Annotated in this window: 28 protein-coding genes and 1 tRNA gene; 16 read left to right on the forward strand and 13 right to left on the reverse strand. The window is 58.0% G+C overall.

The features are described from left to right. Nucleotides 1-206: 206 nt before the first annotated feature. Genes FFH21_RS29955 through FFH21_RS30570 form a run of 3 tightly spaced genes read right to left on the reverse strand, consistent with a single transcriptional unit; the run spans nt 207 to nt 1,238 of the window. Nucleotides 207-359: a hypothetical protein gene (locus FFH21_RS29955; protein ID WP_011168544.1), complete on the reverse strand. Its 153-nt coding sequence runs from the start codon at nt 357-359 to the stop codon at nt 207-209. Nucleotides 360-398: 39 nt separating this feature from the next. Next, entirely contained in the window at nt 399-704 is a 306-nt protein-coding gene (locus tag FFH21_RS12685; RefSeq protein WP_041924533.1) for a hypothetical protein, read from the reverse strand. Between the two features lie 57 nt (nt 705-761). Next, entirely contained in the window at nt 762-1,238 is a 477-nt protein-coding gene (locus FFH21_RS30570; RefSeq protein WP_011168546.1) for a hypothetical protein, read from the reverse strand. An 87-nt stretch (nt 1,239-1,325) separates the two neighbouring features. Here FFH21_RS30570 and FFH21_RS12695 point away from each other — a divergent pair, with 87 nt between their 5' ends. After that, nucleotides 1,326-1,781, forward strand: coding sequence for a hypothetical protein (locus FFH21_RS12695; RefSeq protein WP_134933172.1), 456 nt, complete (start codon nt 1,326-1,328; stop codon nt 1,779-1,781). 879 nt (nt 1,782-2,660) lie between these two features. Here the strand turns inward: FFH21_RS12695 and FFH21_RS12700 are convergent. From FFH21_RS12700 to FFH21_RS30845, 3 genes are read right to left on the reverse strand one after another with little or no spacing between them, the layout of a single operon-like run. Continuing rightward, nucleotides 2,661-3,221 carry a hypothetical protein gene (locus FFH21_RS12700; protein WP_041924536.1) on the reverse strand — a complete coding sequence of 187 codons (561 nt, stop codon included), beginning with the start codon at nt 3,219-3,221 and terminating at the stop codon, nt 2,661-2,663. Then, nucleotides 3,218-3,544 carry a hypothetical protein gene (locus FFH21_RS12705; RefSeq protein WP_041924537.1) on the reverse strand — a complete coding sequence of 109 codons (327 nt, stop codon included), beginning with the start codon at nt 3,542-3,544 and terminating at the stop codon, nt 3,218-3,220. The genes FFH21_RS12700 and FFH21_RS12705 overlap by 4 nt, the downstream gene beginning before the upstream one ends. Before the next feature lie 49 nt (nt 3,545-3,593). Next, nucleotides 3,594-4,316, reverse strand: coding sequence for a LexA family transcriptional regulator (locus FFH21_RS30845; RefSeq protein ID WP_011168550.1), 723 nt, complete (start codon nt 4,314-4,316; stop codon nt 3,594-3,596). Nucleotides 4,317-4,419: 103 nt separating this feature from the next. Between FFH21_RS30845 and FFH21_RS12715 the strand changes: the two genes are divergently transcribed. The 10 genes from FFH21_RS12715 (at nt 4,420) to FFH21_RS12770 (ending at nt 10,242) form a co-directional block, all read left to right on the forward strand. Then, nucleotides 4,420-4,650: a YdaS family helix-turn-helix protein gene (locus FFH21_RS12715; RefSeq protein WP_041924538.1), complete on the forward strand. Its 231-nt coding sequence runs from the start codon at nt 4,420-4,422 to the stop codon at nt 4,648-4,650. Nucleotides 4,651-4,679: 29 nt separating this feature from the next. After that, the gene (locus FFH21_RS12720; protein WP_004418163.1) at nt 4,680-4,868 is read left to right on the forward strand and encodes a hypothetical protein; all 189 of its coding nucleotides are present in this window, start codon (nt 4,680-4,682) and stop codon (nt 4,866-4,868) included. Nucleotides 4,869-5,202: 334 nt separating this feature from the next. Then, nucleotides 5,203-5,559: a Rha family transcriptional regulator gene (locus FFH21_RS12730; protein WP_011168551.1), complete on the forward strand. Its 357-nt coding sequence runs from the start codon at nt 5,203-5,205 to the stop codon at nt 5,557-5,559. A gap of 1 nt (nt 5,560) precedes the next feature. Then, nucleotides 5,561-6,541: a hypothetical protein gene (locus FFH21_RS12735; RefSeq protein ID WP_011168552.1), complete on the forward strand. Its 981-nt coding sequence runs from the start codon at nt 5,561-5,563 to the stop codon at nt 6,539-6,541. A 386-nt stretch (nt 6,542-6,927) separates the two neighbouring features. After that, entirely contained in the window at nt 6,928-7,257 is a 330-nt protein-coding gene (locus FFH21_RS12745) for a hypothetical protein (protein WP_050772291.1), read from the forward strand. A 60-nt stretch (nt 7,258-7,317) separates the two neighbouring features. Further along, complete coding sequence (locus tag FFH21_RS12750) at nt 7,318-7,851, forward strand: glycoside hydrolase family 19 protein (RefSeq protein ID WP_011168554.1); 534 nt, start codon at nt 7,318-7,320, stop codon at nt 7,849-7,851. Beyond that, complete coding sequence (locus tag FFH21_RS12755) at nt 7,848-8,261, forward strand: DUF6527 family protein (protein WP_230383668.1); 414 nt, start codon at nt 7,848-7,850, stop codon at nt 8,259-8,261. Before FFH21_RS12750 ends, FFH21_RS12755 begins: the two co-directional genes overlap by 4 nt. Beyond that, nucleotides 8,261-8,776 carry a DUF2514 domain-containing protein gene (locus tag FFH21_RS12760; protein WP_011168555.1) on the forward strand — a complete coding sequence of 172 codons (516 nt, stop codon included), beginning with the start codon at nt 8,261-8,263 and terminating at the stop codon, nt 8,774-8,776. Before FFH21_RS12755 ends, FFH21_RS12760 begins: the two co-directional genes overlap by 1 nt. Before the next feature lie 12 nt (nt 8,777-8,788). After that, nucleotides 8,789-9,001 carry a hypothetical protein gene (locus FFH21_RS12765; RefSeq protein ID WP_011168556.1) on the forward strand — a complete coding sequence of 71 codons (213 nt, stop codon included), beginning with the start codon at nt 8,789-8,791 and terminating at the stop codon, nt 8,999-9,001. Further along, complete coding sequence (locus FFH21_RS12770; RefSeq protein WP_011168557.1) at nt 8,998-10,242, forward strand: SGNH/GDSL hydrolase family protein; 1,245 nt, start codon at nt 8,998-9,000, stop codon at nt 10,240-10,242. Before FFH21_RS12765 ends, FFH21_RS12770 begins: the two co-directional genes overlap by 4 nt. A gap of 508 nt (nt 10,243-10,750) precedes the next feature. Here FFH21_RS12770 and FFH21_RS12780 read toward each other — a convergent pair. The 6 genes from FFH21_RS12780 to FFH21_RS12805 form a co-directional block, all read right to left on the reverse strand. After that, a tRNA-Leu gene (locus tag FFH21_RS12780) sits at nt 10,751-10,836 on the reverse strand. A gap of 167 nt (nt 10,837-11,003) precedes the next feature. Further along, nucleotides 11,004-12,074: a DNA topoisomerase IB gene (locus tag FFH21_RS12785; protein WP_004665279.1), complete on the reverse strand. Its 1,071-nt coding sequence runs from the start codon at nt 12,072-12,074 to the stop codon at nt 11,004-11,006. 88 nt (nt 12,075-12,162) lie between these two features. Continuing rightward, nucleotides 12,163-13,251 carry a molybdenum ABC transporter ATP-binding protein gene (gene modC / locus FFH21_RS12790; protein WP_011168559.1) on the reverse strand — a complete coding sequence of 363 codons (1,089 nt, stop codon included), beginning with the start codon at nt 13,249-13,251 and terminating at the stop codon, nt 12,163-12,165. A 3-nt stretch (nt 13,252-13,254) separates the two neighbouring features. Next, complete coding sequence (modB, locus tag FFH21_RS12795) at nt 13,255-13,935, reverse strand: molybdate ABC transporter permease subunit (protein ID WP_011168560.1); 681 nt, start codon at nt 13,933-13,935, stop codon at nt 13,255-13,257. After that, nucleotides 13,936-14,703, reverse strand: coding sequence for a molybdate ABC transporter substrate-binding protein (modA, locus tag FFH21_RS12800; RefSeq protein ID WP_004667651.1), 768 nt, complete (start codon nt 14,701-14,703; stop codon nt 13,936-13,938). Nucleotides 14,704-14,804: 101 nt separating this feature from the next. Continuing rightward, on the reverse strand, nt 14,805-15,884 hold the full coding sequence (locus tag FFH21_RS12805; protein ID WP_004665283.1) for a nitronate monooxygenase family protein: 1,080 nt from the start codon (nt 15,882-15,884) through the stop codon (nt 14,805-14,807). Nucleotides 15,885-16,026: 142 nt separating this feature from the next. On the opposite strand from FFH21_RS12805, the gene FFH21_RS12810 reads away from it, so the two are divergent. Both FFH21_RS12810 and FFH21_RS12815 read left to right on the forward strand, forming a co-directional pair. Then, nucleotides 16,027-16,662, forward strand: coding sequence for a TetR/AcrR family transcriptional regulator (locus FFH21_RS12810; RefSeq protein ID WP_011168561.1), 636 nt, complete (start codon nt 16,027-16,029; stop codon nt 16,660-16,662). Between the two features lie 50 nt (nt 16,663-16,712). Beyond that, on the forward strand, nt 16,713-17,696 hold the full coding sequence (locus FFH21_RS12815) for an MDR family oxidoreductase (RefSeq protein WP_011168562.1): 984 nt from the start codon (nt 16,713-16,715) through the stop codon (nt 17,694-17,696). A gap of 5 nt (nt 17,697-17,701) precedes the next feature. Here the strand turns inward: FFH21_RS12815 and FFH21_RS12820 are convergent, their stop codons facing one another. Next, nucleotides 17,702-18,175 (reverse strand): antitoxin Xre-like helix-turn-helix domain-containing protein, encoded by a 474-nt coding sequence (locus FFH21_RS12820; RefSeq protein WP_004662538.1) that lies wholly within the window; start codon nt 18,173-18,175, stop codon nt 17,702-17,704. 234 nt (nt 18,176-18,409) lie between these two features. Between FFH21_RS12820 and xerC the strand changes: the two genes are divergently transcribed. The 3 genes from xerC to FFH21_RS12835 all read left to right on the forward strand — a co-directional run bounded on the left by xerC (nt 18,410) and on the right by FFH21_RS12835 (nt 21,594). After that, a complete protein-coding gene (xerC, locus tag FFH21_RS12825) occupies nt 18,410-19,375 on the forward strand; it encodes a tyrosine recombinase XerC (RefSeq protein WP_038820090.1) in 966 nt (321 codons plus the stop codon). A 334-nt stretch (nt 19,376-19,709) separates the two neighbouring features. Continuing rightward, nucleotides 19,710-20,102, forward strand: coding sequence for a cupin domain-containing protein (locus FFH21_RS12830; protein WP_002553433.1), 393 nt, complete (start codon nt 19,710-19,712; stop codon nt 20,100-20,102). After that, nucleotides 20,095-21,594 (forward strand): methionine--tRNA ligase, encoded by a 1,500-nt coding sequence (locus tag FFH21_RS12835; RefSeq protein ID WP_011168565.1) that lies wholly within the window; start codon nt 20,095-20,097, stop codon nt 21,592-21,594. The genes FFH21_RS12830 and FFH21_RS12835 overlap by 8 nt, the downstream gene beginning before the upstream one ends. The last annotated feature ends 2 nt before the right edge of the window (nt 21,595-21,596 follow it).

The raw sequence follows: 21,596 nt of genomic DNA on the forward strand, positions 1-21,596 counted from the left end.
CAGGGGGCCGCTTTCGCGGTGTGTACTCATCCGCATCGGGGTGTGATCTGGCGGGTCTGTCTCATCCTTGGCGGTAGCGATCCACCAATTTGCAACCACTCGCCGCGCTTAGATGCTTCGCTACAGATCACACTCCGATACAGCCTGGCGCTATGACAGGGATCGGGCAGTTTTCGTCAGGCTGACGCTGGCGCTGGTTGTTTGGTTCAGGCGGCCGCCGATGCCGTAGCGGCCTGGATCTTATGCAGGTTGCGAAGGTAGTACAGAGCGGCTTCTATCTCAGCCTCCGTCAGGTCGCGGCCCAGTTCGCTTCGGCGGATGCCGATGGAGAAAATGACACTGCCGTGAGATGGACCCATGCCGTAACCGCACTCGATGTACTGACCGTGCCAGCGGTCTTATGACTTCGTGCCGACATAGGCCTTCTTGAGTGACTGCCCGCCGTTCGCGAGGTCATCGATCGCCTTTTGCAGTGCGTGCGCCCGATCATCGCCAGCCTTGTCGAAGGTGCCGCGCACCTCAATGACTGACTCGGCAAGCTTGAGCGCATCAAGGTCGATGCCGTCGGCAGACGCGGTGATCAGTCTGACCGTTTCGACCAGTTCAGCCTTGAAGCGGTCGGCGGCTGCCTTGTGTCGCGCCAATTCATCGCTGATCGACTTCAGCAAGCTGATGCGTTTCTTTTCCAGTTCTGCAAATTTCATGATGTATCTCTCCGTTGATTTCCAATGCCGCCTCATAGAAGCGGCATCAGTAAATCGTCAGGCGACCACCTTCACCGGCGTGAAGCGCGACGGGCTCCAGTCACACGCCTCGTCCTCCGGTATGTGGCCGAACATCATCGTGCAACGACGGCAGTGCACGCAGTCGCCGCAGGTCATACCTTCCGGCAGGTTCATCTTGTCCGCGTTGTCGGCTGAGCGCGGGTAGGGCGCTCTCTGTTCCATGGTCATCTTCTGCACCCTCGGTTGATTTCCCGTCTGGCCCTGTCGCCAAGGCCAGCCGGTGAAATCTTGTTCTACCGCTGGCACCGCATAGCGAGTCATCCACACGGTTTGGACTATTGCGTAAACATCGATATCGTCCTGCCCGAACAGCTTCCGTGCGTTCTCGATCATCACCGGGACAATGATCAGGCCGTCAGCCAGGAAATCAGCCAGCGTTTCAGCACTGTTCTCGCCGACCGCCACACAGCGCTTTCGCGCCGGGTCCATGCCGGCGACACATTCAATTTTCATAGTTTTTCCTCTACCGATTCGAACGATATGGCGCTGGCGTATTGCCTCTGATAGTCTTCGATGAAGATGAATTCAGAGGCGCGCGCCATGGAATTGAAAGAGTCGATGCATCCAAAGCCGAAATCGGATGAGGATGCGTTAATAGTCGAGCTAAGGATTGAGTTCGCCCTGCTGAACAAAATCGAGCAGCTTCGCCAAATTGCCGAAGACACCAGCAAGAAGAAGCCGAATCGCAAAGCGGCAAGGGCAGCTATCAAAGAGGCAAAGAAAGCTTCGAAAAAGACTCCTTCAAAGACGATCAAGGCCCCGCCAAAATTGGCCCCTAAGGCGATTGCGCCTGGCGGCGAGTGGCTCAAGAAATTCTGCTGGCGATGCAATGCAAAATTTTCGGTTCACTCAACATGGGAAAGGCCGCCGAGCATGTGCAAGGTGTGCACTAAATACATCGACGAAACTTATCTGCCATGCGCGCCAGACCGAACCAGGTCTGTTGGATGGGTTCACATCGTTGGTGGAGGCGCGCCAGGGCTGGGTAAACGCTGACCTCACCTGACCAGCAGCTCATGCTCATATCTATGATCGTCTATCCGATCTTGGATTTTGAATTTCTGATCGACTGTAAAGGCTGGGTCGCACACCGAGCAATGGCCTGCTATCTCCACTTCGGCCGCATGCTGTATTTCGTCGTGCCGCCTTAGGCATCGCGGGCAATCAGATGTTTCCCCATGAGGAATCGCCGTTTCACAGCACGTTTCAGCTTCATGTTCTTCCTCGTGCGCTTGATCGCAGACGGGGCAGACGAAAACATCAATAACCTCAGGCTGGCAGCAGCGCTCGCCTGGAAGTGATTGTTGTGTACGTCATGGCACTCCCCGCACTGGTAGGCCCGCTTAACCATATCCGTTACCTCCGTGATTTCCCGGATGCCACTCATGGAATGGCATCTAGTGAAATCTGCTGTTGCTGGGGTTCCGTTACGCGCCACGGTTTCCTGGGCTGCCTTTCGGCTATCTCCACCACGCTAAGTGCGAGTCATCTCTCACCAGCGCCGCACATTTCGTGTTCGGTGCATTGCCAGTTTGTCTGCGTGGTTTCGCGTGCTTGCATGTGGAAGCACGGCAGCTACCAGAGGCTGCATGGACGACGGTTTAGCTTACTCGCCACCGGGTTGGCCGGTACGTCGTTGGGTCACGTCAGGTTGTGTAAAGAGCGGTTCGATCCGCTGGGCCTGTTGAGGGGCTGTTTCGCGTCTCGATGGGTGAACATTACCTGTGGGTAACTCATAGCGTCAATGCCTGTAGGTAATCTTTTTTCACGCGCCCACAAAAAAGCCCGCTCAGTGGCGGGCTGCGTCAGATCGGGAGGGAGGTTCAGGAATGAAAAAGCCCGGCGCTGGGCCGGGCTTTGGACATGCTCATATCGCTAATTAAAAAGAAACTTCACCGCCGCGCCTATTACGATGCCAGCAACGGCAGCACCTACAGCTATGCCCCCCATGTATCTGGCCAAAGTTCGTCGGATCTCATGGACGTCTGAGTTTACCGTCTTCAGATCACCTTTAATGCTGGAGAGATCAGACTCTATACGGCCGAACCTATAATCAGATGCCTTATCCCGCTCCGTCTGTGCAGCAAGAAAACCTGAAAACTTCTCATCTAGCGCTTTGTCGCGAGCAGCTTGTTCTGCCCGGAAAGACTCTTGGCGCAGGTCCATCTCCCGACGAATCTGGTCGTCGCGAAGGGAAAGTTCATGTCGGTAATCGTGTGGTTCGCTCATAAGTTGAGTATCGTCTTCATCCATGGCTTTGTCACGCGGCTCAAGGTCGTGGTCGCGACTGTGCTCTTCGATCTGATCAAGAGAATAAATGTAGCTTTCATTTTCTCTGGAGCCAGCAAAATTGTAGCTAGCGATCACATACTCATCGCTGCCGTCGTCAGGTGCGCCAGGTGCGTAGATGTGCTGCATGCCGAATTTGCCGCTCACTGAGCACCGCCAGATTCTGCTCGCTTCTTTGCTTGTCCCACCATTCGGAGAAGCTCATGACCCAGTTTTGCTGCCACATCCAGCGGCATCGTAAGGGCCACAACATCATTTCTATACCCAGCTACATTGGGTTTAGTAAGGATGGCGCGCCGATTATCCTCAGGGTCGGGGACTATTTTTTCCTTTAGAACCTCCAAAGAGTCTCGACCAAACGTGACGTGCATGCGCTCTGAGCCGTTCCAGCTGATAGCTACGGGCGTAAATTTGTCTACGTACTCATCTTGGAAATTGGATGATCTGCGGTGCGTTAGTTCATCAGTCATAAGTACTCCCTGTTGTCACAAATCCCCGCCACGCCATATGGCTCGGCTTTCATGCAAACTTCGTCAGCGACCTGACCACAACCCCAATGATCTTGCAGTCATCCGAGCACTGCACAGTGGGGTAGGCCGGGTTCAGCGGCTTCAGGTATCTGACCCCGCCGTCCTCCACCAACTTCTTGAATGTCGCCTCATTGCTGTCGGCCAGCTTCGCGATCACTAGCTTGCCTGGGCGAACGTCAGCCTCTGTATCGACCAGGATCTGCGAGCCTTCAGGGATAGAAGGGGCGGACGTGGACGTCATCGAATCGCCTTTGACCTCCAGCCAGAACGCCGGGCCTTTCGCCTTGTAGTCCGAGACGTCGTACCGATCGGAGAAACCGTCCGGGAATGGCTGGACCGCTTCAGACCAGGTGCCCGCAGTTACCCAGCTCACAACCGGGTAGCGGTACATCCGCTCTGGCTGGGCGATCATCGCAACGTTGGAAGGCTCTGATGCGGATGAGGCTACGCCGCCACCTGCATCGTCACGCTTGCCGGCGTTAAGTGATGGGCTATCAAGAGCATACCGTTCCAGGCCGAGCCTTTCCTCGATATGGCGCGCAAAATCCTCGCCAATCTTCTTGCGATTCTCCGGGGCAACCGTAAGCGACAAGCATCGCGCAATGTAGCTCGCTTCACGCTCAAGCTTCGCTGCAATTTTAGCCTTCACACCACCGAATTGAGTATCGGTTAGGTGCTGAAGGTTGATTCGCCTAATTTCTGAAATATCCATTCCCCAATGATCGCCGCCTGTTACCGTAGGGTAAATTACCTGTGGGTATTGATTTGATCATTACCTGTGGGTAATAATCCGTACATCTATACGGAGGTTCCCGATGCGGAGCAAAAATCAAAGCCTGCTTGCCTGGCTGAAAACGGCAACCGATGCGCAGGTTCAGGACACCGGCACAACTCGCGCCTACCTCCGACTTATCGCTTATGGGCACAAGACTGCATCCGCAGAAATAGCTGTCCGCACCGAGTCCGCCACCAACGGCGCCGTGACCAGGCGAGATCTACGCCCGGAAGACTGGCGTCAGATCTGGCCAGAGCTTTCTGCCGCCTAAACCCATTCATCAGCCACTGGAGAAAAACGATGCACTTTGACCCTAGCCACATGCACGACAAGCCCACCAAAGTCCGCCTGGATGAGGTGGCCGACGACCTGCTGACCGCCATGGCCAGGTATCAGCGCACGCAGAAAGCCGTTTTGGCTCGCGAGATCCTCGAACGCGGGCTGAACCAGATGATGGAAGAGCTTACCGCAAAGACTGATGTGGCCTGAAGTTGCCGAGGAGGCCCTGTGCCTGAAAGAAAACAGCTGGATGTCCAGCTTGACGGGATCGGACTGAGCAATTTGGAGCTGCTGGCGGAGCGGGAAGGGATATCCCCCGAAGAGCTGGGAGCAAAAATCATCAACAAGGAATTGGACCGGATGTCACGACCACCCCCGAGCAGGGGAAAGGTCAGGTCAATCGGGAGAAGGGCTGATTAGCCCCTGAGGGACTCTTGAGGAACTGCTGAATGAACAACCCAACCACCAAATCGCAGGCACAAAAAAGCCGGGGCGCAATCCCGGCTCTTTTTACATCGCTTGCAAAAACGTTCTGGAGCGAATAATGCCCATTTCCCAACACGTCGTCAACTCTGACCGTCCGCGCCACGAAATTGCACCTTCGCAAAACGTGGCGCGCACGATGTCATCGCGTGAAATCGCCGATCTGACTGGGAGCACTCATGACAATGTGCTCAAAACAGTGCGCAGTCTCATTGAGAAGGGTGTCGTTTCGAGGAATGACACCCCCTATATTCCGTACACCCACCCACAGAACGGGCAAGTCTACTTTGAGTTCCTGCTTTCATATCGCGACACGATGGTCGTGGTTTCTGGGTACAGCGTAGAGCTGCGCGCCAAGATCATTGACCGATGGCAGGACCTGGAGCAAGGGCAGGGCCGAGTCATCGCCACGCTATGAGGTGACCAACATCGCCAGTAATACCGCGATGTCGATTGCGCCAAACTATCAGGGAGCGACCAACAACGCGGGCGGCTATGCACTTGCCCCATTGCAGGGCTACGTCAAGGATTCTGCAGACGCGCTTCGGGCATTCGTGAATCAATTTGGCAATACGCTTGCCTTGCTGGGTAACTCCGGCACCCAGGCAGGCGTGCGTACAGCGCTTGCGGCAGCGGCCAGTGGGAACAACAGCGACATCCTTTCCCTTTCTGCACTGACAACGGCTCTGACGATTGAGCAGGGTGGTACAGGCAAGAAGACAGCAGGCGAGGCCATCCAGGCATTGGGTGGTGTGCGCTTGGGGGTGGGGAACTCATCCATTGGCACAAGCCTTATTTCTGGTGCGCCGCCCGGTATCGCTTCGATCAACCAAACCAACAATGAGGGCAAAACTGCGTTGCGGATATCCAATGACGCTAACAACAACGCGTCAGCGGTAATGACATTTATCCGAGACACTGCTTTTGGTGTTCACTTGGGGCTGGATACCGACAATAAGTTTAAGCTCGGCGGTTTTTCAATGGGCAACGTTGCCCGAACTCTATATCACGAAGGAAATATAGTCGGAACGGTCTCCCAGACTGGCGGCATTCCAACGGGAGCTATTGTTGAGGAGGGCTCAAACAACAATGGCAGTTACGTAAAGTTTGCAAGTGGCTTGATGATATGCAGGGGGGTTAGCGCAAACGCTTTGGCAGTTAACACCGCAGGGGGTAGCTTGTTCCACTCCGGTAACAACGTTTCCTTTACGTTTCCGTTCTCATTTGTAGGAGCGTTCCCGAGCGTAACGCTTAATGTGGTCACAGCTGGTTCATATTACTGCTGGGCGGCAGTTGAAGGGCAGACTACAGTGAATTCCGTAACTGCCCGTGTTGTATCTCCTGTATCCGGAACATCTGGATATGTTTGTTATACCGCTATTGGCAGGTGGTTCGCATGATGAACATAAAGTTTTCGTCAGTTCGAATGGAAGAAACGTTGCAGGTTTTCAAATTGGGTGATCAGTTGACGCTCAACGGTGAGACTTTCGACTTTTCCATAATGGTTGACGGCGACACCCTGCCGCGCGGATCGGTGAAGTCTCGATGGTTTGACGGTGAGGTTGATAAGCAGGGCGGGGTGCTCAGCTTGACACTGATATTGCCAAATCCTGCGAACTACAGCCAGGAACAGGCATTTCCCGTGCCGCTTACTGACGTCCCGGACGGTTTCATTGCCTTGCCTGATCCATTGCCAACCGATGACCCAGTTGAGCCAGCGCTACCCTCACCTGAACCGGTATCTAAAGTCGGCGTGATCGACTGGTCTCAGCTCATTACGAAAAAAATGAAAGATGCCGAGCAGGCGGCGCGCGAGCTTGCCCTTGCGAAGGCAGACCTTGCGGCACGAAACAGCGCCGCGGCTTTTCAGATCGCCCGCATTCAGGATCGTATTGAAACCCTGGGCTATGGCATCGAGGCAGGCGATGCAACCGAGGAGGAAGAAGAGGAAGCAGAAGCACTCGCGCCTGTCCTCAAGGCGTGGAAGGCCTACAAGTTCGCGCTGGGCAAGGTCACGGCACAGCCGACCTGGTATCAGGCACCGGTCTGGCCGGTCGCGCCTGCTATTCCAGAGATCGCCGCCGCGCCGATGCTGGTTGAAGAGCCACTGGCCTGACATACACCCGCCACCGAAACCCGCCATCGAGCGGGTATTTTTTTGCTTGGAGAAAACCGAATGTCCATCACAGCGCCGCAGCTGCTGCAGATCCTCCCGAACGCCGGCCAGAGAGCCGGCGTTTTTGCACCCGCCCTCAACACAGCGATGAGCAAGTACCAGATCGTTACCCCGCTGCGCATCGCTGCGTTCATCGCCCAGGTCGGCCATGAGTCCGGTCAGCTGCGTTACGTGCGGGAGATCTGGGGCCCAACTACGCAGCAGCTGGGGTACGAGGGGCGCAAAGACCTGGGAAATACCGTGCCGGGCGATGGCTCCAAATACCGTGGGCGCGGCCTGATCCAGATCACCGGACGGGCAAACTATGCCGAGTGCGCCGAAGCGCTGGGCCTGGATTTGATCAACCATCCCGAATTGCTCGAGCTGGCGCAGCACGCCGCTATGTCGGCGGCGTGGTTCTGGCACCGGGCCGCGCTCAATACGTTGGCCGACAAGGGCGAGTTCGTGACCATCACCAAGCGCATCAACGGCGGCACGAACGGCTTGGCAGATCGGCAGGCGCTTTATACGCGGGCGCTTGAGGTGCTGGCATGAGCGCGATTAAAACTATAGGCCGCTGCTTGGGTATGGGGGTGGATGGTTCGGTCTGGTTCTTCTGCAACGGTTGCAACGGTCCTCACAGCATAAAGGTCAACTCCCCGGGAACGCCGGGGCCTAACTGGGGATACAACGGCAACCCCGATACGCCAACCTTTACGCCTTCTGTGCTGGCTCGAACGACAGGTGCGCCGGATGGGCGCAGCGTGATGACACCAGAAGAAGAGGCCGAGTACGACGCGATTTACGCGAAAGGCGGTCGAGAGGCGGTTTTCACCAGTCGATTCGGAAAAGTCTGCCACTCATTCGTAACAGACGGTCGCATCCAATATCTCGGTGACTGTACGCACGCACTTGCCGGTCAAACGGTCGATCTGCCGAATTGGGAGGAGTCATGGGCGCGCTGATGAGCGGATTCGCATACCGGATCGGCGGCGCGCTGCTGATCCTGCTGGCGCTAGCCGGTGCGTTGTACGGGGCATACCGGCACGGCGTGACCGTCACCGATATGGCCTGGAAGGCGAAGTGGGCCGAGGAAGTCAGCGCCCAATCCGAAGCGGTGGCCACCACGGCCACCGAGTACCGAACCGAAGAGCAACGCCGCCAGAATGCGGCCAACCAGGTGGCGAACGATGCAAGACAAGAACAGACCGCTGCGCTTACTGATGCTGCTGTCGCTGACGCTGCTGGCGACCGGTTGCGCATCCAAGCAGGAAAGCTGGCAGCCACAGCAAGTTGTGTGCCCAGCGATACCGGAGCTACCGAACGAGGCAAGGCAGCCACCCGCGCCGCCATGGTGCTCTCCGAACTGCTCGGCCGGGCTGACGCGCGAGCGGGAGAGCTGGCAAAGGCTTATGACCAATCCCGAATAGCCGGGCTGGCTTGCGAACGCTCCTACAAATCGTTGATTACCTCTGAGTAACGGAACAACAAAATGGCCACGACGCAGCTGATTCAAAGAGACATGGGGCGGACGATGCTGATCGTCAAAGCAAACGGCGGCACCGTGACGGTTGAGAAAAAGGCCGGCGATAGCTGGGTGGTGACCGATACGCTCGCCAAGGACGGCGGGTATCTTCTAGAGTTGGGTAGCTCCTATACCCGGATCACCCCGACCGCAGGCGCTTACTTTGAGGTGACGCGATGAGCCTTTTGATCAATCAGGCTCCGCGCCGCCAGCCGATACGCCGTGGCCTTGGCCTGCTGGGCGATAGCTTCTCTGGCAACTGTCACACCATCGGCGCGACCGTGTATGGAACCGAGGCTTACGGCTACGCGGCAATGATCGCGGCACGCACCGGACTATTCCCCAGCTACCTCGACAACCAGGGCAAGGTCGGCGACCACACCGGTCAGTTCCTGGCGCGGCTGCCGGCCTGCATAGCATCGTCCACTGCCGACCTTTGGATGCTGTTGTCCCGCACCAACGACAGCACCACGGCAGGTATGAACCTGGCGGACACGAAAGCTAACGTGATGAAGATCGTCACGGCGTTCCTGAACACTCCGGGCAAGTACCTGATCGTCGGTACCGGAACTCCGCGATTCGGCAGCAAGGCGCTGACCGGTCAGGCTCTGGCCGATGCCATTGCGTACAAAGACTGGGTATTAAGCTATGTCAGCCAGTTTGTGCCGGTGGTGAACATCTGGGACGGCTTCACCGAGGCAATGACGGTGGAAGGCCTACACCCGAACATCTTGGGTGCCGACTTCATCAGTTCCAGGGTGGTGCCGATCATCACCGCCAACTTCGAATTCCCCGGCATCCCGTTGCCTACAGACGCTGGCGACATCTACTCAGCCATTCGCCCGTTCGGCTGCCTCAATGCCAACCCGCTGTTGGCGGGCACTGGCGGCACGCTCCCGGCCGGTGTGAACGCCGTGGCCGGTTCTGTTCTGGCGGACAGCTACAAGGCAGTGGGCTCTGGCCTGAGCGGCATCACGACTCGTTGGTACAAGGAGCCGGCCGCCTATGGTGAGGCGCAGTGCATTGAGCTGGGAGGGACCCTTGCGGCGGCGGGCGGTTACATTTATGTACAGCCCACAGCCAACGTCACCACGACAAATCTGGCAGCCGGAGACGTCATCGAGATGGTTTCAGCCGTGGAGATTGCTGGCTCATCGCGCGGCATCCTGGGCTGGGAGGCTGAGCTGACATTCACCAAGCCCGTCAACGGCGCGTCCACGACCATCTACTATCGATCGATGGACAAATATCAGGAACCTTTCACGCTACCCGCCAGCTTTATCGGGCAACTTGAGACGCAGCGCGGTACTGTTGACCTGACCGAGACGGTGATCACCTCGCGCATGGGGCTGTACCTGGCCGCTGGAGTAGCGCAGAGCTCGACAGTCAAGGTCGCTCAGTTCGGTATACGAAAGGTTTAGGCGTCCTTCATGGCGCTTTTTACGATCTGTTACTAACCTGCGGGCAGGGTGGGAAATCCGGAGAAGTACTTGATGAAGCTACAAGTGGTTGTGCTAATTGCGCTTGCGCTTTCCGGGTGCGCTAACCACCCCGGTGATTGTGCGTTGGGAGTCATGCAGGATGACTGTCTGCCCGGGACGAAAGGGTACGAGCGCCGTCATGAGCGTATAGACGCCTACCAGGAGGCTACCCGTCGAAAAGCTCAGGCGGATGACTCAAAGTGCCAGTCCTATGGTGCCAAGCCTGGTAGTGATGCATATGTAAATTGTCGTGTTCAACTGGATAAATAATGCTCGACAACACGGATATTTATTACGTGCGTGCAGTGCTTGAATGTTTCGGGTTGGGTGTTCGTCGGCAGGACGCCGGGGGCAGGGTTTACGACTAATTGCGGAGCAGCATTAATTATTGCGGAGCGTGAAGCTCAAGGGGTGTGTGAGTAAAGTCACTTAACCCCTTGATTTGAAATGGTGCCCCGAGCCGGGGTCGAACCGGCACGTCCAAAGGACGAGGGATTTTAAGTCCCTTGCGTCTACCAATTTCGCCATCGGGGCGGTAGCGCCAAGAGCAGGGAATATATACACCCGGCCCCCATGAAGCAAGCTTGAAAGCGTCACAAATGACTCGGAATGCCGCTTTTTTGCCTGCCGGAAATGCTTGGTAAATCATGAGGCTACGAAATTTTATTGGAGCAAAGGCTGACGTGCCGCGTTCAGACGGCTCAGGCTTTGCTCTCTTTCACCACCGCATCGCTCACTACAGCCTCGACCTTGTCAGCCAGTAATCGCAGGTAGCTCGCCAGGGCGACTTCCTCCAGGCGCAGGCCTTTGCGTTGCCGGGAGCGGGGAAGTTTGGCCAGGTTGCCGAGCAGGAAGCCTTCCAGTACTGCGGGGTGGATGTAGCATTTTCGGCAGATGGCAGGGGTGTTTCCCAGTTGTTTCGAGACCGCCTTGACCATATCGACGATGTGCCGCTTGGCGTCGGCCTCCGGCTCCCAATGCAGTTTCTGCAACGTCGCGAGCGCCAGCGCACTCGCTGCCCAGGTCCGGTAATCCTTGGCGGTGAAATCCGAGCCGGTGAGGCTTTGCAGGTAGGCGTTGATATCGGATGACGTCACTGCGTGGCGTACGCCATCTTCGTCCAGATATTGAAACAGATTCTGCCCCGGCAATTCCATGCAACGCTTGATCACATTGGCCAAGCGCCGGTCCTTGACGCTGACCTTGTGTTCAACGCCGCTTTTACCCCGGAATTCAAAGAGGATCTGGCCGCCCTTTACCTCGACATGCTTGTTGCGCAGCGTGGTCAGGCCGTATGAGCGGTTTTCCTTGGCGTACTGGCTGTTGCCGATGCGGATCAGCGTCGCATCCAGCAATGAAATGACCGTCGCCATGACCTTTTCCCGGCCCATACCCGGCTGCGCGAGTTGTGCTTCTATCTGCTTGCGAACCTTGGGCAGCGCATGACCGAACTCTATCAGGCGCGAGTATTTGTCCTGGTCGCGTATCTCGCGCCAGCGCGGGTGGTAGCGGTATTGTTTGCGGCCGCGTGCGTCACGTCCGGTAGCCTGCAGGTGGCCCATCGGGTCGGCACAAATCCACACATCGGTGTAGGCGGGCGGGACTGCCAGCGCGTTGATGCGCTTGATCTCCGACTCGTCCTTGATGCGTTTACCCTCAATGTTGAAGTAGGCGAATTTGCCGCGCAGTACCTTGCGCGTAAGGCCCGGCTGAGTGTCGTCTACATAATGCAGGTCACTGGCGGGCTGGCTGATGGCAGTCGAGTCAGGCATGGCTAATTTCCAAAGGCAGTTAAAAACACTGACCTCGATCTTTTACCGTGGTGCCGTTTATTTGCTGACTGACCGGTTTTTCAGGGCATCAGGCCAGTACGGCAACCGCCTTGATCTGCGCCCAGAGCGACTGGCCTCTGTGCAGGTTCAACTGGTCACTGGAGTAGCGCGTGATGCGCGCGAGCAAAGGCGTGCCCCCGGCGTCCAGTTTCACCAGCACATGTGCCGAGTTGTCAGCCAGCGCTTCCTCCATCACCGTGACCGGCAAGCGGTTGAGAATGCTGCTTTGATCGTCGGGTTGCAGGTTCAGGCTGACATCCCGGGCCTGAACCTTGACGCGCAGAAGGGTGCCGATCTGCATTTCGGCGTGTGCGACGCGCATGCACAATGTGCTGTCGGGCAGCGTCACGCTCAGTAACTGGTAATTACGATCATAGGCACTGACCGTGCCTTCAATGACCACGCCCGCATCGCCGCCCATGGCCAGTGGCAGGTCCAGCCGCGCCAGTGTTTCGCGAATCGGGCCGCTGGCCAGTACATTGCCGGCTTCAAGCAGCACCAGATGATCTGCCAGGCGTGCAACCTCATCCTGAGCGTGGCTGACATACAGCATGGGGATGTCCAACTCCCGATGCAGGCGTTCCAGGTACGGCAGGATTTCACTTTTGCGCCTGGCGTCCAGCGCTGCCAGAGGTTCATCGAGCAGCATCAGGCGCGGGCTGGTCAACAGTGCGCGTGCAATGCCCACGCGCTGACGCTCCCCACCGGACAGCTTGTCAGGACTGCGCTCCAGCAGATGGTCGATGCCGAGCAGTTCAGTGGCCTGCGGCAATTGAATGTTGCGCTGCTGACGCGGGATGCGTTTCATGCCGAATTCAAGATTGGCCCGCACGGACAGGTGCGGGAACAGGCTGGCTTCCTGAAATACATAGCCGATCGCCCGTTTGTGCGGAGCGAGGAAAACGCCTTTTTCAGTGTCTTGCCAGACTTCATCATGAACACGAATGAAGCCCTGGCCAGCTTTTTCCAGCCCGGCAATGCAGCGCAGGCAGGTGGTCTTGCCCGAGCCTGAAGGCCCGAACAGTGCTGTGATGCCCGACCCCGGCAGGGTCAGGTCGGTACGCACGGTGAAATCCGGGTAGGTCATGTGCAGGCGGACTTCTATCGGTGAGGCCATGACTCAGCTCCATCCTGATTTGGATTTACCGCTGGAATACAGCGCCAACAGCACCAGAAAGGAGAACACCAGCATCGCTCCGGCCAGCCAGTGTGCTTGCAGGTACTCCATGGACTCGACGTGATCGAAAATCTGCACCGACACCACGCGGGTTTTCTCGGGAATGTTGCCGCCAATCATCAGCACCACGCCGAACTCGCCGACCGTGTGCGCGAATCCCAGAATCGCCCCAGTGATAAAGCCAGGCTTTGCCAGCGGCAGAATCACGCGGAAGAACGTGTCCCATGGACCCGCTCTCAACGTCACTGCCACCTCCAGCGGACGGGTGCCAATGGCTGCAAACGCGTTCTGTAGCGGCTGGACGACGAAAGGCATCGAGTAGAGGACCGAGCCGATCACCAGTCCGGCAAAGCTGAAAGTCAGCGTGCCCAGTCCCAGGCTCTGGGTGAGCTGGCCCACAGCTCCGTTGGGGCCAAGCAACAGCAGCAGATAAAAGCCGATGACTGTCGGCGGCAAAACCAGGGGCAGGGCGACGACCGCGCCAATCGGCCCCTTGAGCCATGAATCAGTGCGCGCCAGCCACAGCGCGATGGGCGTGCCGATGATCAACAGGATGACGGTGGTCAATGACGCCAGCTTCAGTGTCAGCCAGATCGCCGCGATGTCGGCACTTCCCAGTGGCATTTACAGCTGGTATCCGAAGGACTTGATGATGGCGGCGGCTTTCGGCCCTTTCAGGTACTCGACCAGCGCCTTGGCAGCGGCGTTGTCCTTGCCCTTGTTGAGGATGACGGCGTCTTGCTTGATCGGGTCATGCAGGGCGTCCGGCACGATCCAGGCCGACCCGCTGGTCAGTTTGCCGTCCTTGTAGATCTGCGACAGGGCCACAAAGCCAAGTTCCGCATTGCCGGTGGAAACGAACTGGTAGGCCTGAGTAATGCTCTGGCCCTCCACGATCTTGGCTTTGGTTGCGTCGGTCAGACCCAGTTTGCTCAGCACTTGCGTCGCTGCCAGACCATAAGGGGCAGCTTTTGGGTTGGCGATGGACAAGTGTTGATACTGATTGGCCTTGAGCACTTCGCCCTTGCTGTCTACATAACCGTCCTTGGCCGACCACAGCGCCAGGGTGCCCACCGCATACGTGAAACGCGAGCCCTTGACGGTGTCGCCTTCCTGCTCAAGCTTTGCCGGGGTGGTGTCGTCGGCCGACAGGAACACCTCGAAAGGGGCACCATTCTTGATCTGTGTGTAGAACTGACCGGTAGCGCCAAACGCGGCAACAAGCTTGTGGCCGGTGTCCTTCTCAAAGTCAGTGGCAATCGCCTGAATGGGCGCTGTGAAATTGGCTGCGACGGCGACCTGCACCTCGTCGGCAAACGCGTTAGCTGTAACTGATACGGCGAAGGCCAGGGCAGAGAACTTGAGAATGGCGCGCAGCGTGGTCGTTCGCATGGAACAGCTCCTTGATGATGAAAACGCACGCCGTCGAAATAAAGGCGTTTCGCTATATAGTTAAATATATAGCGATAGCCTGTTGTTCTGAAAGCACTGTTTTACCGGGGTGAGAGAATTTTCAGCGCGTTTTCAGCCAGTTGCCGAGTCAGTTCGGTCGCACGCAACTGATGTTTGATACCAACTGCCTGACCTGCCCAGAGGTTGGTAAAGTCACTGCTGCCCTGTTTTTCCGCTTGTGCGCGCAACGGCATCAAGGCACCGCCTGCCAGAGGGAACGCAGGGGCGAGTGAGCTGACGGGGCCAGCTTCGCGCATGATCCGGTTGACGATGCCGCGCGCCAGACGCCCGGTGAAGAGGTTGGTCAGCGCAGTCTGGCTGTCCGTTGCAGTGTGCAGCGCCTGGCGATGCAGTGCACTGACGCTGGCTTCAGGGCAGAACAGATACGCCGTACCTACCTGTACCGCCGAGGCACCCAGAACAAACGCCGCCGCAACCCCGCGACCATCTGCTATACCACCCGCAGCGATGACCGGAATGCGCACGGCGTCCACTATTTGCGGCACCAGCGCCAGAGTGCCGACCTGAGTGTGCAGTTGATCGCTGAGGAACAGGCCCCGATGACCACCGGCTTCGTAGCCCATGGCGATTACCGCATCGCAGCCATGCTGCTCCAGCCAGACGGCTTCCTCGACCGTGGTCGCCGATGAAATGATCTTTGCCCCGGTGGCTCTGACCCGTTCCAGTAGCGCTCGCTCGGGAAGGCCGAAGTGGAAGCTCACCACCTCCGGCTTCAGGCGCTCGACCAGAGCACAGGTGGCGCTGTCGAAAGGGGCACGGTTGGAGACGGGCGTCGGTGCATCGAAATCGGCCCCCAACTCTTCGTAATAGGGTTTAAGTGCCTGTTTCCAATGCTCGGCGCGTTCGGCATCGTAGGCCGGAGCCTGATGGCAGAAGAAGTTCAGGTTCAGGGGCAGATTGCCGGTGTGTTGCCGAAAGGTGGTGACTTCCTGTTCGATTTGCTCAGGGGTCAGCATTGCGCAGGGCAGCGATGCCAGCCCGCCAGCCTTCGCGACAGCAATGGCCATTTGTGATCCGGTGGCTCCGGCCATAGGCGCTTGCAGCACCGGCAGCTCTGTAGTTAACAGGTCAATAATGCGGGTGTCCGGCCATTGGCTCATGTGTTTCTCCGGCTTGTATTCGGGCAGTCATGCACAGGGCATTGAGCGCGAGAATAGCGTGAATGGCAAACGGCATTTCCGGCGCAACACATAGACCGCGCGGCGAGGTTGACATAAAAAACGATCGGTCTAATATTCCTGCATGACTCAATTGCCGGTAAAAACCAGACGCCCCGGGCGGCCACCGAAAGTGGATCGCGACAACCTCGAAACCCGCGAAGCACTGTTGCGCCGCGGTCTGGAAGTGCTCACCGAGCAAAGCTTCTCGGCCACCGGGCTGGATTACATCCTCAAGGAAATCGGCATTCCCAAAGGCTCGTTCTATCACTACTTCACCAGCAAGGAAGCCTTCGGCCGGGCGGTACTGGATGAATACGCTCGCTATTTTGCACAGCGGTTGGACCACTGGCTGCTGGACGAAGCGCTTTCACCACTGGAGCGACTGGTGGGCTTTGTCCAAAGCGCCAAGAGCGGCATGGCGCGGCATGATTATCGACGCGGTTGCATGGTCGGCAATCTAGGCCAGGAAGTCGGTCTGTTGCCGGAGGGGTTTCGCGGCGTACTGGAGCAGACGCTGCTGGACTGGCAGTCAAAGCTTGCATGCTGCCTCAGGGCCGCGCAGGCGCATGGTGAGTTGGCCAGAAGTGCAGATTGCGATGAACTGGCCGCGTTTTTCTGGATCGGCTGGGAAGGGGCGGTGCTTCGCGCCCGGCTGGTCAAAAGCGACATACCACTGAACACGTTTATTGCCGGTTACCTTCGTGGTTTGCCGCAATGACTTTTTCTTCAGGGGTATTTAAAGACGATCAGTCTAAATTGGAGGCGCACATGTTCAAGGGCATTTTGATCGACAAGGACGAGACAGGTTATCGCGTCAATCTGACCGATATCGACGAAGCACAGTTGCCTGCAGGTGACGTGACGATAAACGTGTCGCACAGCACGCTGAACTATAAGGACGCGCTGGCAATCACCGGCCAAAGCCCTATTGTGCGCAGTTTTCCGATGGTGCCGGGTATTGATCTGGCGGGTACGGTGCAAGCCAGCGATACGCCTGAGTACAAGGTGGGTGACAACGTCCTGCTCAATGGCTGGGGTGTTGGCGAAGGGCACTGGGGCGGTCTGGCACAGAAGGCGCGGCTCAAGAGCGAATGGCTCATTCCATTGCCGGATGCTTTCACGCCCGCGCAGGCGATGGCCATTGGCACGGCGGGCTATACCGCAATGCTCAGCGTGCTGGCCCTTGAGAAGCACGGTTTGACACCCGACCACGGCGATGTGCTGGTGACCGGTGCCAATGGGGGAGTCGGCAGTTTCGCCATCGCTATTCTTGCCAGGCTTGGCTATCGGGTGATTGCCTCCACCGGGCGTGTTTCGGAAAGCGAATATTTGCATCAACTCGGCGCAGCGCAGGTCGTCGACCGGGCGACCCTGTTGCAGCCGGGGCGACCTTTGGTCAAGGAGCAATGGGCGGCGGCAATCGACTCTGTCGGTAGTCATACGCTGGCCAATGTGTGCGCCGGTATTCGCTATCGCGGCGTAGTCGCGGCCTGCGGTCTGGCGCAGGGTATGGAGTTTCCGGGCTCGGTTGCACCGTTCATTCTGCGCGGCGTCACTCTGGCTGGTATCGACAGCGTTACTCGCCCGCGGGCTGACCGGCTGGAAGCCTGGTCCAGGCTGGCGAGCGACCTGGACCTGGCGCTGCTGCCGCTGATCAGTCGTGAAGTTGGCTTGAGTGAAGTGATCGACATCGCGCCGCAATTGATCGCGGGCCAGATCCGTGGCCGGGTTGTGGTGGACACCGGGCGCTGAGTCGGTCAAAAAACGCTGGGTTCGCCCTTGTCACCTGACTGCGCATATTCAAGTGCGCGATGCATCCGGGCGGTGCCGAGCCCGGTTTCGCATAATTGCAACGGGATGCAACCGCCAAGTGCTGCGCTGGGTGTCACCAGCCAGCGACCGGCGCGCTCGGGTGTTTCAAGCACGCGAAGGATGTGACTGGCGATCATTGCGAGGCGGTCCAGACGCTCCGAAGCCACGGGGTCCAATGGCTGTTTCTGGCGCTGGCGACGTTCCAGCGTTGAAATTGATGCATTGAACAGCGCCTCCATTTGCCGCGGGCCGAGGGCCAGCGCGTCGCGTACCGCGCGGATCCAGCCATGCGCAAAGCCTGCCTGAATGTTCGCCAGGCGTTCGGCCTCGCTGCGCTGACTGACCTGATGGGCCAGCAACCAGAAATGCGCAGCCGCGTCGCGACGGCCATGTGCTTTGCTAGCGAGGGGCGGAATCAAGATACGTGCTTGCCTTGAGGGGCGGAAAAGTCGGCCAAGGCTATCCCAGGCAGCGCGTCGTTCAAGCCGCAGGGTGTTACCGATGATTGCCGGGTGGGCTTAAGCTGCTGAGCTGAACGAGCCGCGCCAGAGGTGTCGCAGCAGGGCCCACGTGCTAAAGTCGGCTGCCTGAATATGAATGAAGAGCGCCGCAGCTGTTCGCGCGCGCTTGCACCAGAAAAGGCGTCGTTCCACATGCCGCAAGACCCTTATACCGATCAGGACGCACGCATTGTCAGCCAGCCTTCGCTGCCCGACGTCAACAAGCCACTGCGCCTCTATCTCGACCGCCTGGCACCCTCAAGCCGCCTGACCATGACTTACGTTTTGCAGGACGCGGCAGATCGTCTGGGCATGGCTGACGTCGATATTCATGACATTCCCTGGCACACCCTGCAGCCTGGTCACGTGACCGCACTGGTCGCGACGCTGCGTGAAGACGACTACGCACCCAATACCACCTCGCTGTATGTGAACGCTATTCGCGGTGTGATGAACGAGGCCTGGCGGCACGACCTGATCAGCCACGAGCAATTACTGAAGATTCGCTCGATCAAACCGGTCAGCGGTACGCGTCTGGCCAAGGGCCGTAATATCCGCCGCACGTTGATTCGTGAACTGATGGAAGCCTGTGCTGCGGACCCCAGGCCGCAAGGGCGTCGCGATGCCGCGATCATTGCGATTCTGTACGGTTCGGGAATGCGCAAGTCGGAGTCGGTCAACCTGGACCTGTCACAGATCGATTTCGCCGAGCGCAGCCTGCGGGTGCTGGGCAAAGGTAACAAGCAGTTGATCAAATATGCCCCCGAGTGGGCGTTCAAGGCGCTGAACGACTGGCTGGAACTGCGCCGCTCGTGCCTGCAGCCGGGGCAGGGCGATGACCCTTTCCTGTTCAACCGGATTCGCCGCGGCAGCCATATCACTCGCGACAGAATCACCAAACACGCCATTTACTTCATCGCCAAGCAACGCGGGCGGCAGGTGGGGGTGAACATCATGCCCCACGATTTTCGGCGGTCGTTCATCACCAGGGTGATCGAAGAGTTCGATCTGTCGATTGCCCAGAAACTTGCGCACCACACGCATATTTCGACCACCGCCAGTTACGACATGCGCAGCGAGAACGAACGCCGCAATGTGGTGGAAGGGTTTGATCTTTAGGCAAAAAAAAGCCACCTCGCACAAGCGGGGTGGCTTAAAAGATCTAACCAAAGGAGTGATGAAGCAGAGCAGAGATTCACTGGCCTCGCGACGCGGATTCGCGAGGCCGCGAGATATGTTCGTTCATCGCCGACAACGGTAACACTGCCGCCCCTGATTCAATTATCAGCGTTATTGATACCCGTCATTGCCAAAAAACATATGACCCGCACGTGTTTGCGTGGCCAGCCATCTGCAAAATCGATTTCTCACCTCCGAGCTATCCGGCAATTGGATAGCCAACAATTGGCAACAATTTCATGCTTTACCGGACTTGAAACGTACGGGACTGAGCATGGAAAAGTTCGATATACACCGTAAAACCCGCTTCGACTCATTGGTACACGAGTACGGGCTCGATGGCAGTCGTCTGTTGCCTTGGGAAGGCTACCCGATGCCGTTCGCTGGCGGCTGGTGCGTGGTCCGTCCGGGCACCAGCAGCGAAGCGCATACCCAGATCGATCAGGAAATCTTCATTGCCATCAAGGGCAGCGCCCGTCTGGTGGTCGGCGAAAAACAGATGGATTTCGTCGTGGGCGATATCGCCGCGATTCCGAAACACACCAATCATTACGTCATCAATGATTCCGCCGAGGACTTCCACTTCTATGTGGTGTGGTGGGACATGAACTACGTGAATGCTTTCGTGGCTCAGCACAGCGAAACCACGGGGTGCCTCGATGAGTAAGTACATCGTGACCATTACGCCGCCCACCCCGAATGGCGATTTGCACATAGGTCATATCGCCGGCCCGTTTCTGGCCGCTGACGTGTTCACCCGGGTCCAGCGCCAGCGCGGTCACGACTGTGTGCTGGTGTCCTATTCCGACGATTACCAGTCCTACATGCTGCGCAAAGGACTGGAGCAGGGCGGTGATCCGGTCGAGCTGGCCGGGCGTAATTCCGACCGCATCGAAGCGTCGCTGGCGGCGATCAACATCAAACCCGACAACTGGATGCGTCCGCACAACAACCCATGGTTTGCCGAGGCGGTTGGCGAGGTGTTCAACGCGTTGCGTGAAGCGGGCTCGATCGAGTTTCGCGATTCCAGCGAGCCGTACTGCCCCGATTGCGATGTGTGGGGCTACGAGGCATTTGCCCGAGGCAACTGCAATTACTGTGGGGCCGAGTCTGATGCCAGCCAGTGCGAGAACTGCGCTCAGGCCCCTGACGCCGAGTTGATGACCGGTCTGCACTGCAAATTGTGCAGGCAGCCGTCGCAATGGAAAAAGGCCCATCGTGCATTTCTGAAGCTGGCTGATTTCAAGCCGCACTTGCGTGATCGTCTGTTGGGCCAGCAATGGCGCAAGCCGCTCGACAACTGGTTGCGCGATACGCTGGAGCACTTGCATGACTGGGGCGTAACCCGTCCGGGCGACGGCGGGCTTGACCTGCAGGCCGACGGCTCGTGCCGGGTCCACACCTGGTTCATGGGGCTGGCGGGCTATATGGCGGCATTTCGTGAATATGCCGACAGCGTCGGACGTCCTGAGCTGTTCCGTCAGTACTGGCAGTCGGGACAGGGCACGCTGGTGCATTTTCTCGGTTTTGACTGCGTGTTCAGCCACGCCATCGTCTACCCGGCGCAGCTGTCGGCGCTGCGCGATATCGAAGTTCGCCAGCGCTTCATGCCCAATCAGTTTCTGAAACTGGACGGCCTGAACCTGTCGACCAGCCGCAATCACGCGATCTGGGTCGGCGATCTGGCCCGTGAAGCCTGTGCCGACAGTGCGCGCCTGTATCTGGCAAGCATCGCACCCGAGCAAAGCGAAGGCGATTTTCGTCTGACGCATTTTCGCGCATGGCGGGAGCAGATATTCAGCCAATTTTTCCCCGCGTTGCTGGACGCCGGAAAACATCGCGATGACAGCTGGTGGAGCGGTATCTGTGGGGCCGATGCCGGGCTGTTGGAAGCATTACGCCTGCAATGGAGCAGGGCCGCAGAGCCTGCGCAGTTCTCGATGAAAGGCATGGCTCAGGTGCTGCTCGACGTCATCGCCATTGCTCGCGCACGCCTGGCCGAAGGTCGGCCCGTCAGCCATCTGGCAGCGTTCATCGCAGTGGCTGGCAAGGCGCTGATTCCGGAAATGTCAGCGCAGATCATGACCGCATTCGGACTGCCCGAAGCCCGGGTCAACGCCACGCTCATGAACGGCTCGGCCGCTGAATACTCCATCTGAAC

This window comes from Pseudomonas sp. KBS0707 (assembly GCF_005937945.2).
GTDB lineage: Bacteria > Pseudomonadota > Gammaproteobacteria > Pseudomonadales > Pseudomonadaceae > Aquipseudomonas > Aquipseudomonas amygdali.

Excerpts from the sequence above, each read along its gene's own strand:
- FFH21_RS29955 (WP_011168544.1), bottom strand. The coding sequence starts at position 359 with ATGGGTCCATCTCACGGCAGTGTCATTTTCTCCATCGGCATCCGCCGA.
- FFH21_RS12685 (WP_041924533.1), bottom strand. The coding sequence starts at position 704 with ATGAAATTTGCAGAACTGGAAAAGAAACGCATCAGCTTGCTGAAGTCG.
- FFH21_RS12805 (WP_004665283.1), bottom strand. The coding sequence starts at position 15,884 with ATGAGCCAATGGCCGGACACCCGCATTATTGACCTGTTAACTACAGAG.
- FFH21_RS12815 (WP_011168562.1), top strand. The coding sequence starts at position 16,713 with ATGTTCAAGGGCATTTTGATCGACAAGGACGAGACAGGTTATCGCGTC.
- FFH21_RS30845 (WP_011168550.1), bottom strand. The coding sequence starts at position 4,316 with ATGGATATTTCAGAAATTAGGCGAATCAACCTTCAGCACCTAACCGAT.
- FFH21_RS12810 (WP_011168561.1), top strand. The coding sequence starts at position 16,027 with ATGACTCAATTGCCGGTAAAAACCAGACGCCCCGGGCGGCCACCGAAA.
- FFH21_RS12785 (WP_004665279.1), bottom strand. The coding sequence starts at position 12,074 with ATGCCTGACTCGACTGCCATCAGCCAGCCCGCCAGTGACCTGCATTAT.
- FFH21_RS12705 (WP_041924537.1), bottom strand. The coding sequence starts at position 3,544 with ATGACTGATGAACTAACGCACCGCAGATCATCCAATTTCCAAGATGAG.
- FFH21_RS12755 (WP_230383668.1), top strand. The coding sequence starts at position 7,848 with ATGAGCGCGATTAAAACTATAGGCCGCTGCTTGGGTATGGGGGTGGAT.
- FFH21_RS12695 (WP_134933172.1), top strand. The coding sequence starts at position 1,326 with ATGGAATTGAAAGAGTCGATGCATCCAAAGCCGAAATCGGATGAGGAT.
- FFH21_RS12720 (WP_004418163.1), top strand. The coding sequence starts at position 4,680 with ATGCACTTTGACCCTAGCCACATGCACGACAAGCCCACCAAAGTCCGC.
- FFH21_RS12745 (WP_050772291.1), top strand. The coding sequence starts at position 6,928 with ATGAAAGATGCCGAGCAGGCGGCGCGCGAGCTTGCCCTTGCGAAGGCA.
- modA (WP_004667651.1), bottom strand. The coding sequence starts at position 14,703 with ATGCGAACGACCACGCTGCGCGCCATTCTCAAGTTCTCTGCCCTGGCC.
- FFH21_RS12750 (WP_011168554.1), top strand. The coding sequence starts at position 7,318 with ATGTCCATCACAGCGCCGCAGCTGCTGCAGATCCTCCCGAACGCCGGC.
- modB (WP_011168560.1), bottom strand. The coding sequence starts at position 13,935 with ATGCCACTGGGAAGTGCCGACATCGCGGCGATCTGGCTGACACTGAAG.
- FFH21_RS12765 (WP_011168556.1), top strand. The coding sequence starts at position 8,789 with ATGGCCACGACGCAGCTGATTCAAAGAGACATGGGGCGGACGATGCTG.
- FFH21_RS12835 (WP_011168565.1), top strand. The coding sequence starts at position 20,095 with ATGAGTAAGTACATCGTGACCATTACGCCGCCCACCCCGAATGGCGAT.
- FFH21_RS12730 (WP_011168551.1), top strand. The coding sequence starts at position 5,203 with ATGCCCATTTCCCAACACGTCGTCAACTCTGACCGTCCGCGCCACGAA.
- FFH21_RS30570 (WP_011168546.1), bottom strand. The coding sequence starts at position 1,238 with ATGAAAATTGAATGTGTCGCCGGCATGGACCCGGCGCGAAAGCGCTGT.
- modC (WP_011168559.1), bottom strand. The coding sequence starts at position 13,251 with ATGGCCTCACCGATAGAAGTCCGCCTGCACATGACCTACCCGGATTTC.
- FFH21_RS12715 (WP_041924538.1), top strand. The coding sequence starts at position 4,420 with ATGCGGAGCAAAAATCAAAGCCTGCTTGCCTGGCTGAAAACGGCAACC.
- FFH21_RS12770 (WP_011168557.1), top strand. The coding sequence starts at position 8,998 with ATGAGCCTTTTGATCAATCAGGCTCCGCGCCGCCAGCCGATACGCCGT.
- FFH21_RS12760 (WP_011168555.1), top strand. The coding sequence starts at position 8,261 with ATGAGCGGATTCGCATACCGGATCGGCGGCGCGCTGCTGATCCTGCTG.
- FFH21_RS12830 (WP_002553433.1), top strand. The coding sequence starts at position 19,710 with ATGGAAAAGTTCGATATACACCGTAAAACCCGCTTCGACTCATTGGTA.
- xerC (WP_038820090.1), top strand. The coding sequence starts at position 18,410 with ATGCCGCAAGACCCTTATACCGATCAGGACGCACGCATTGTCAGCCAG.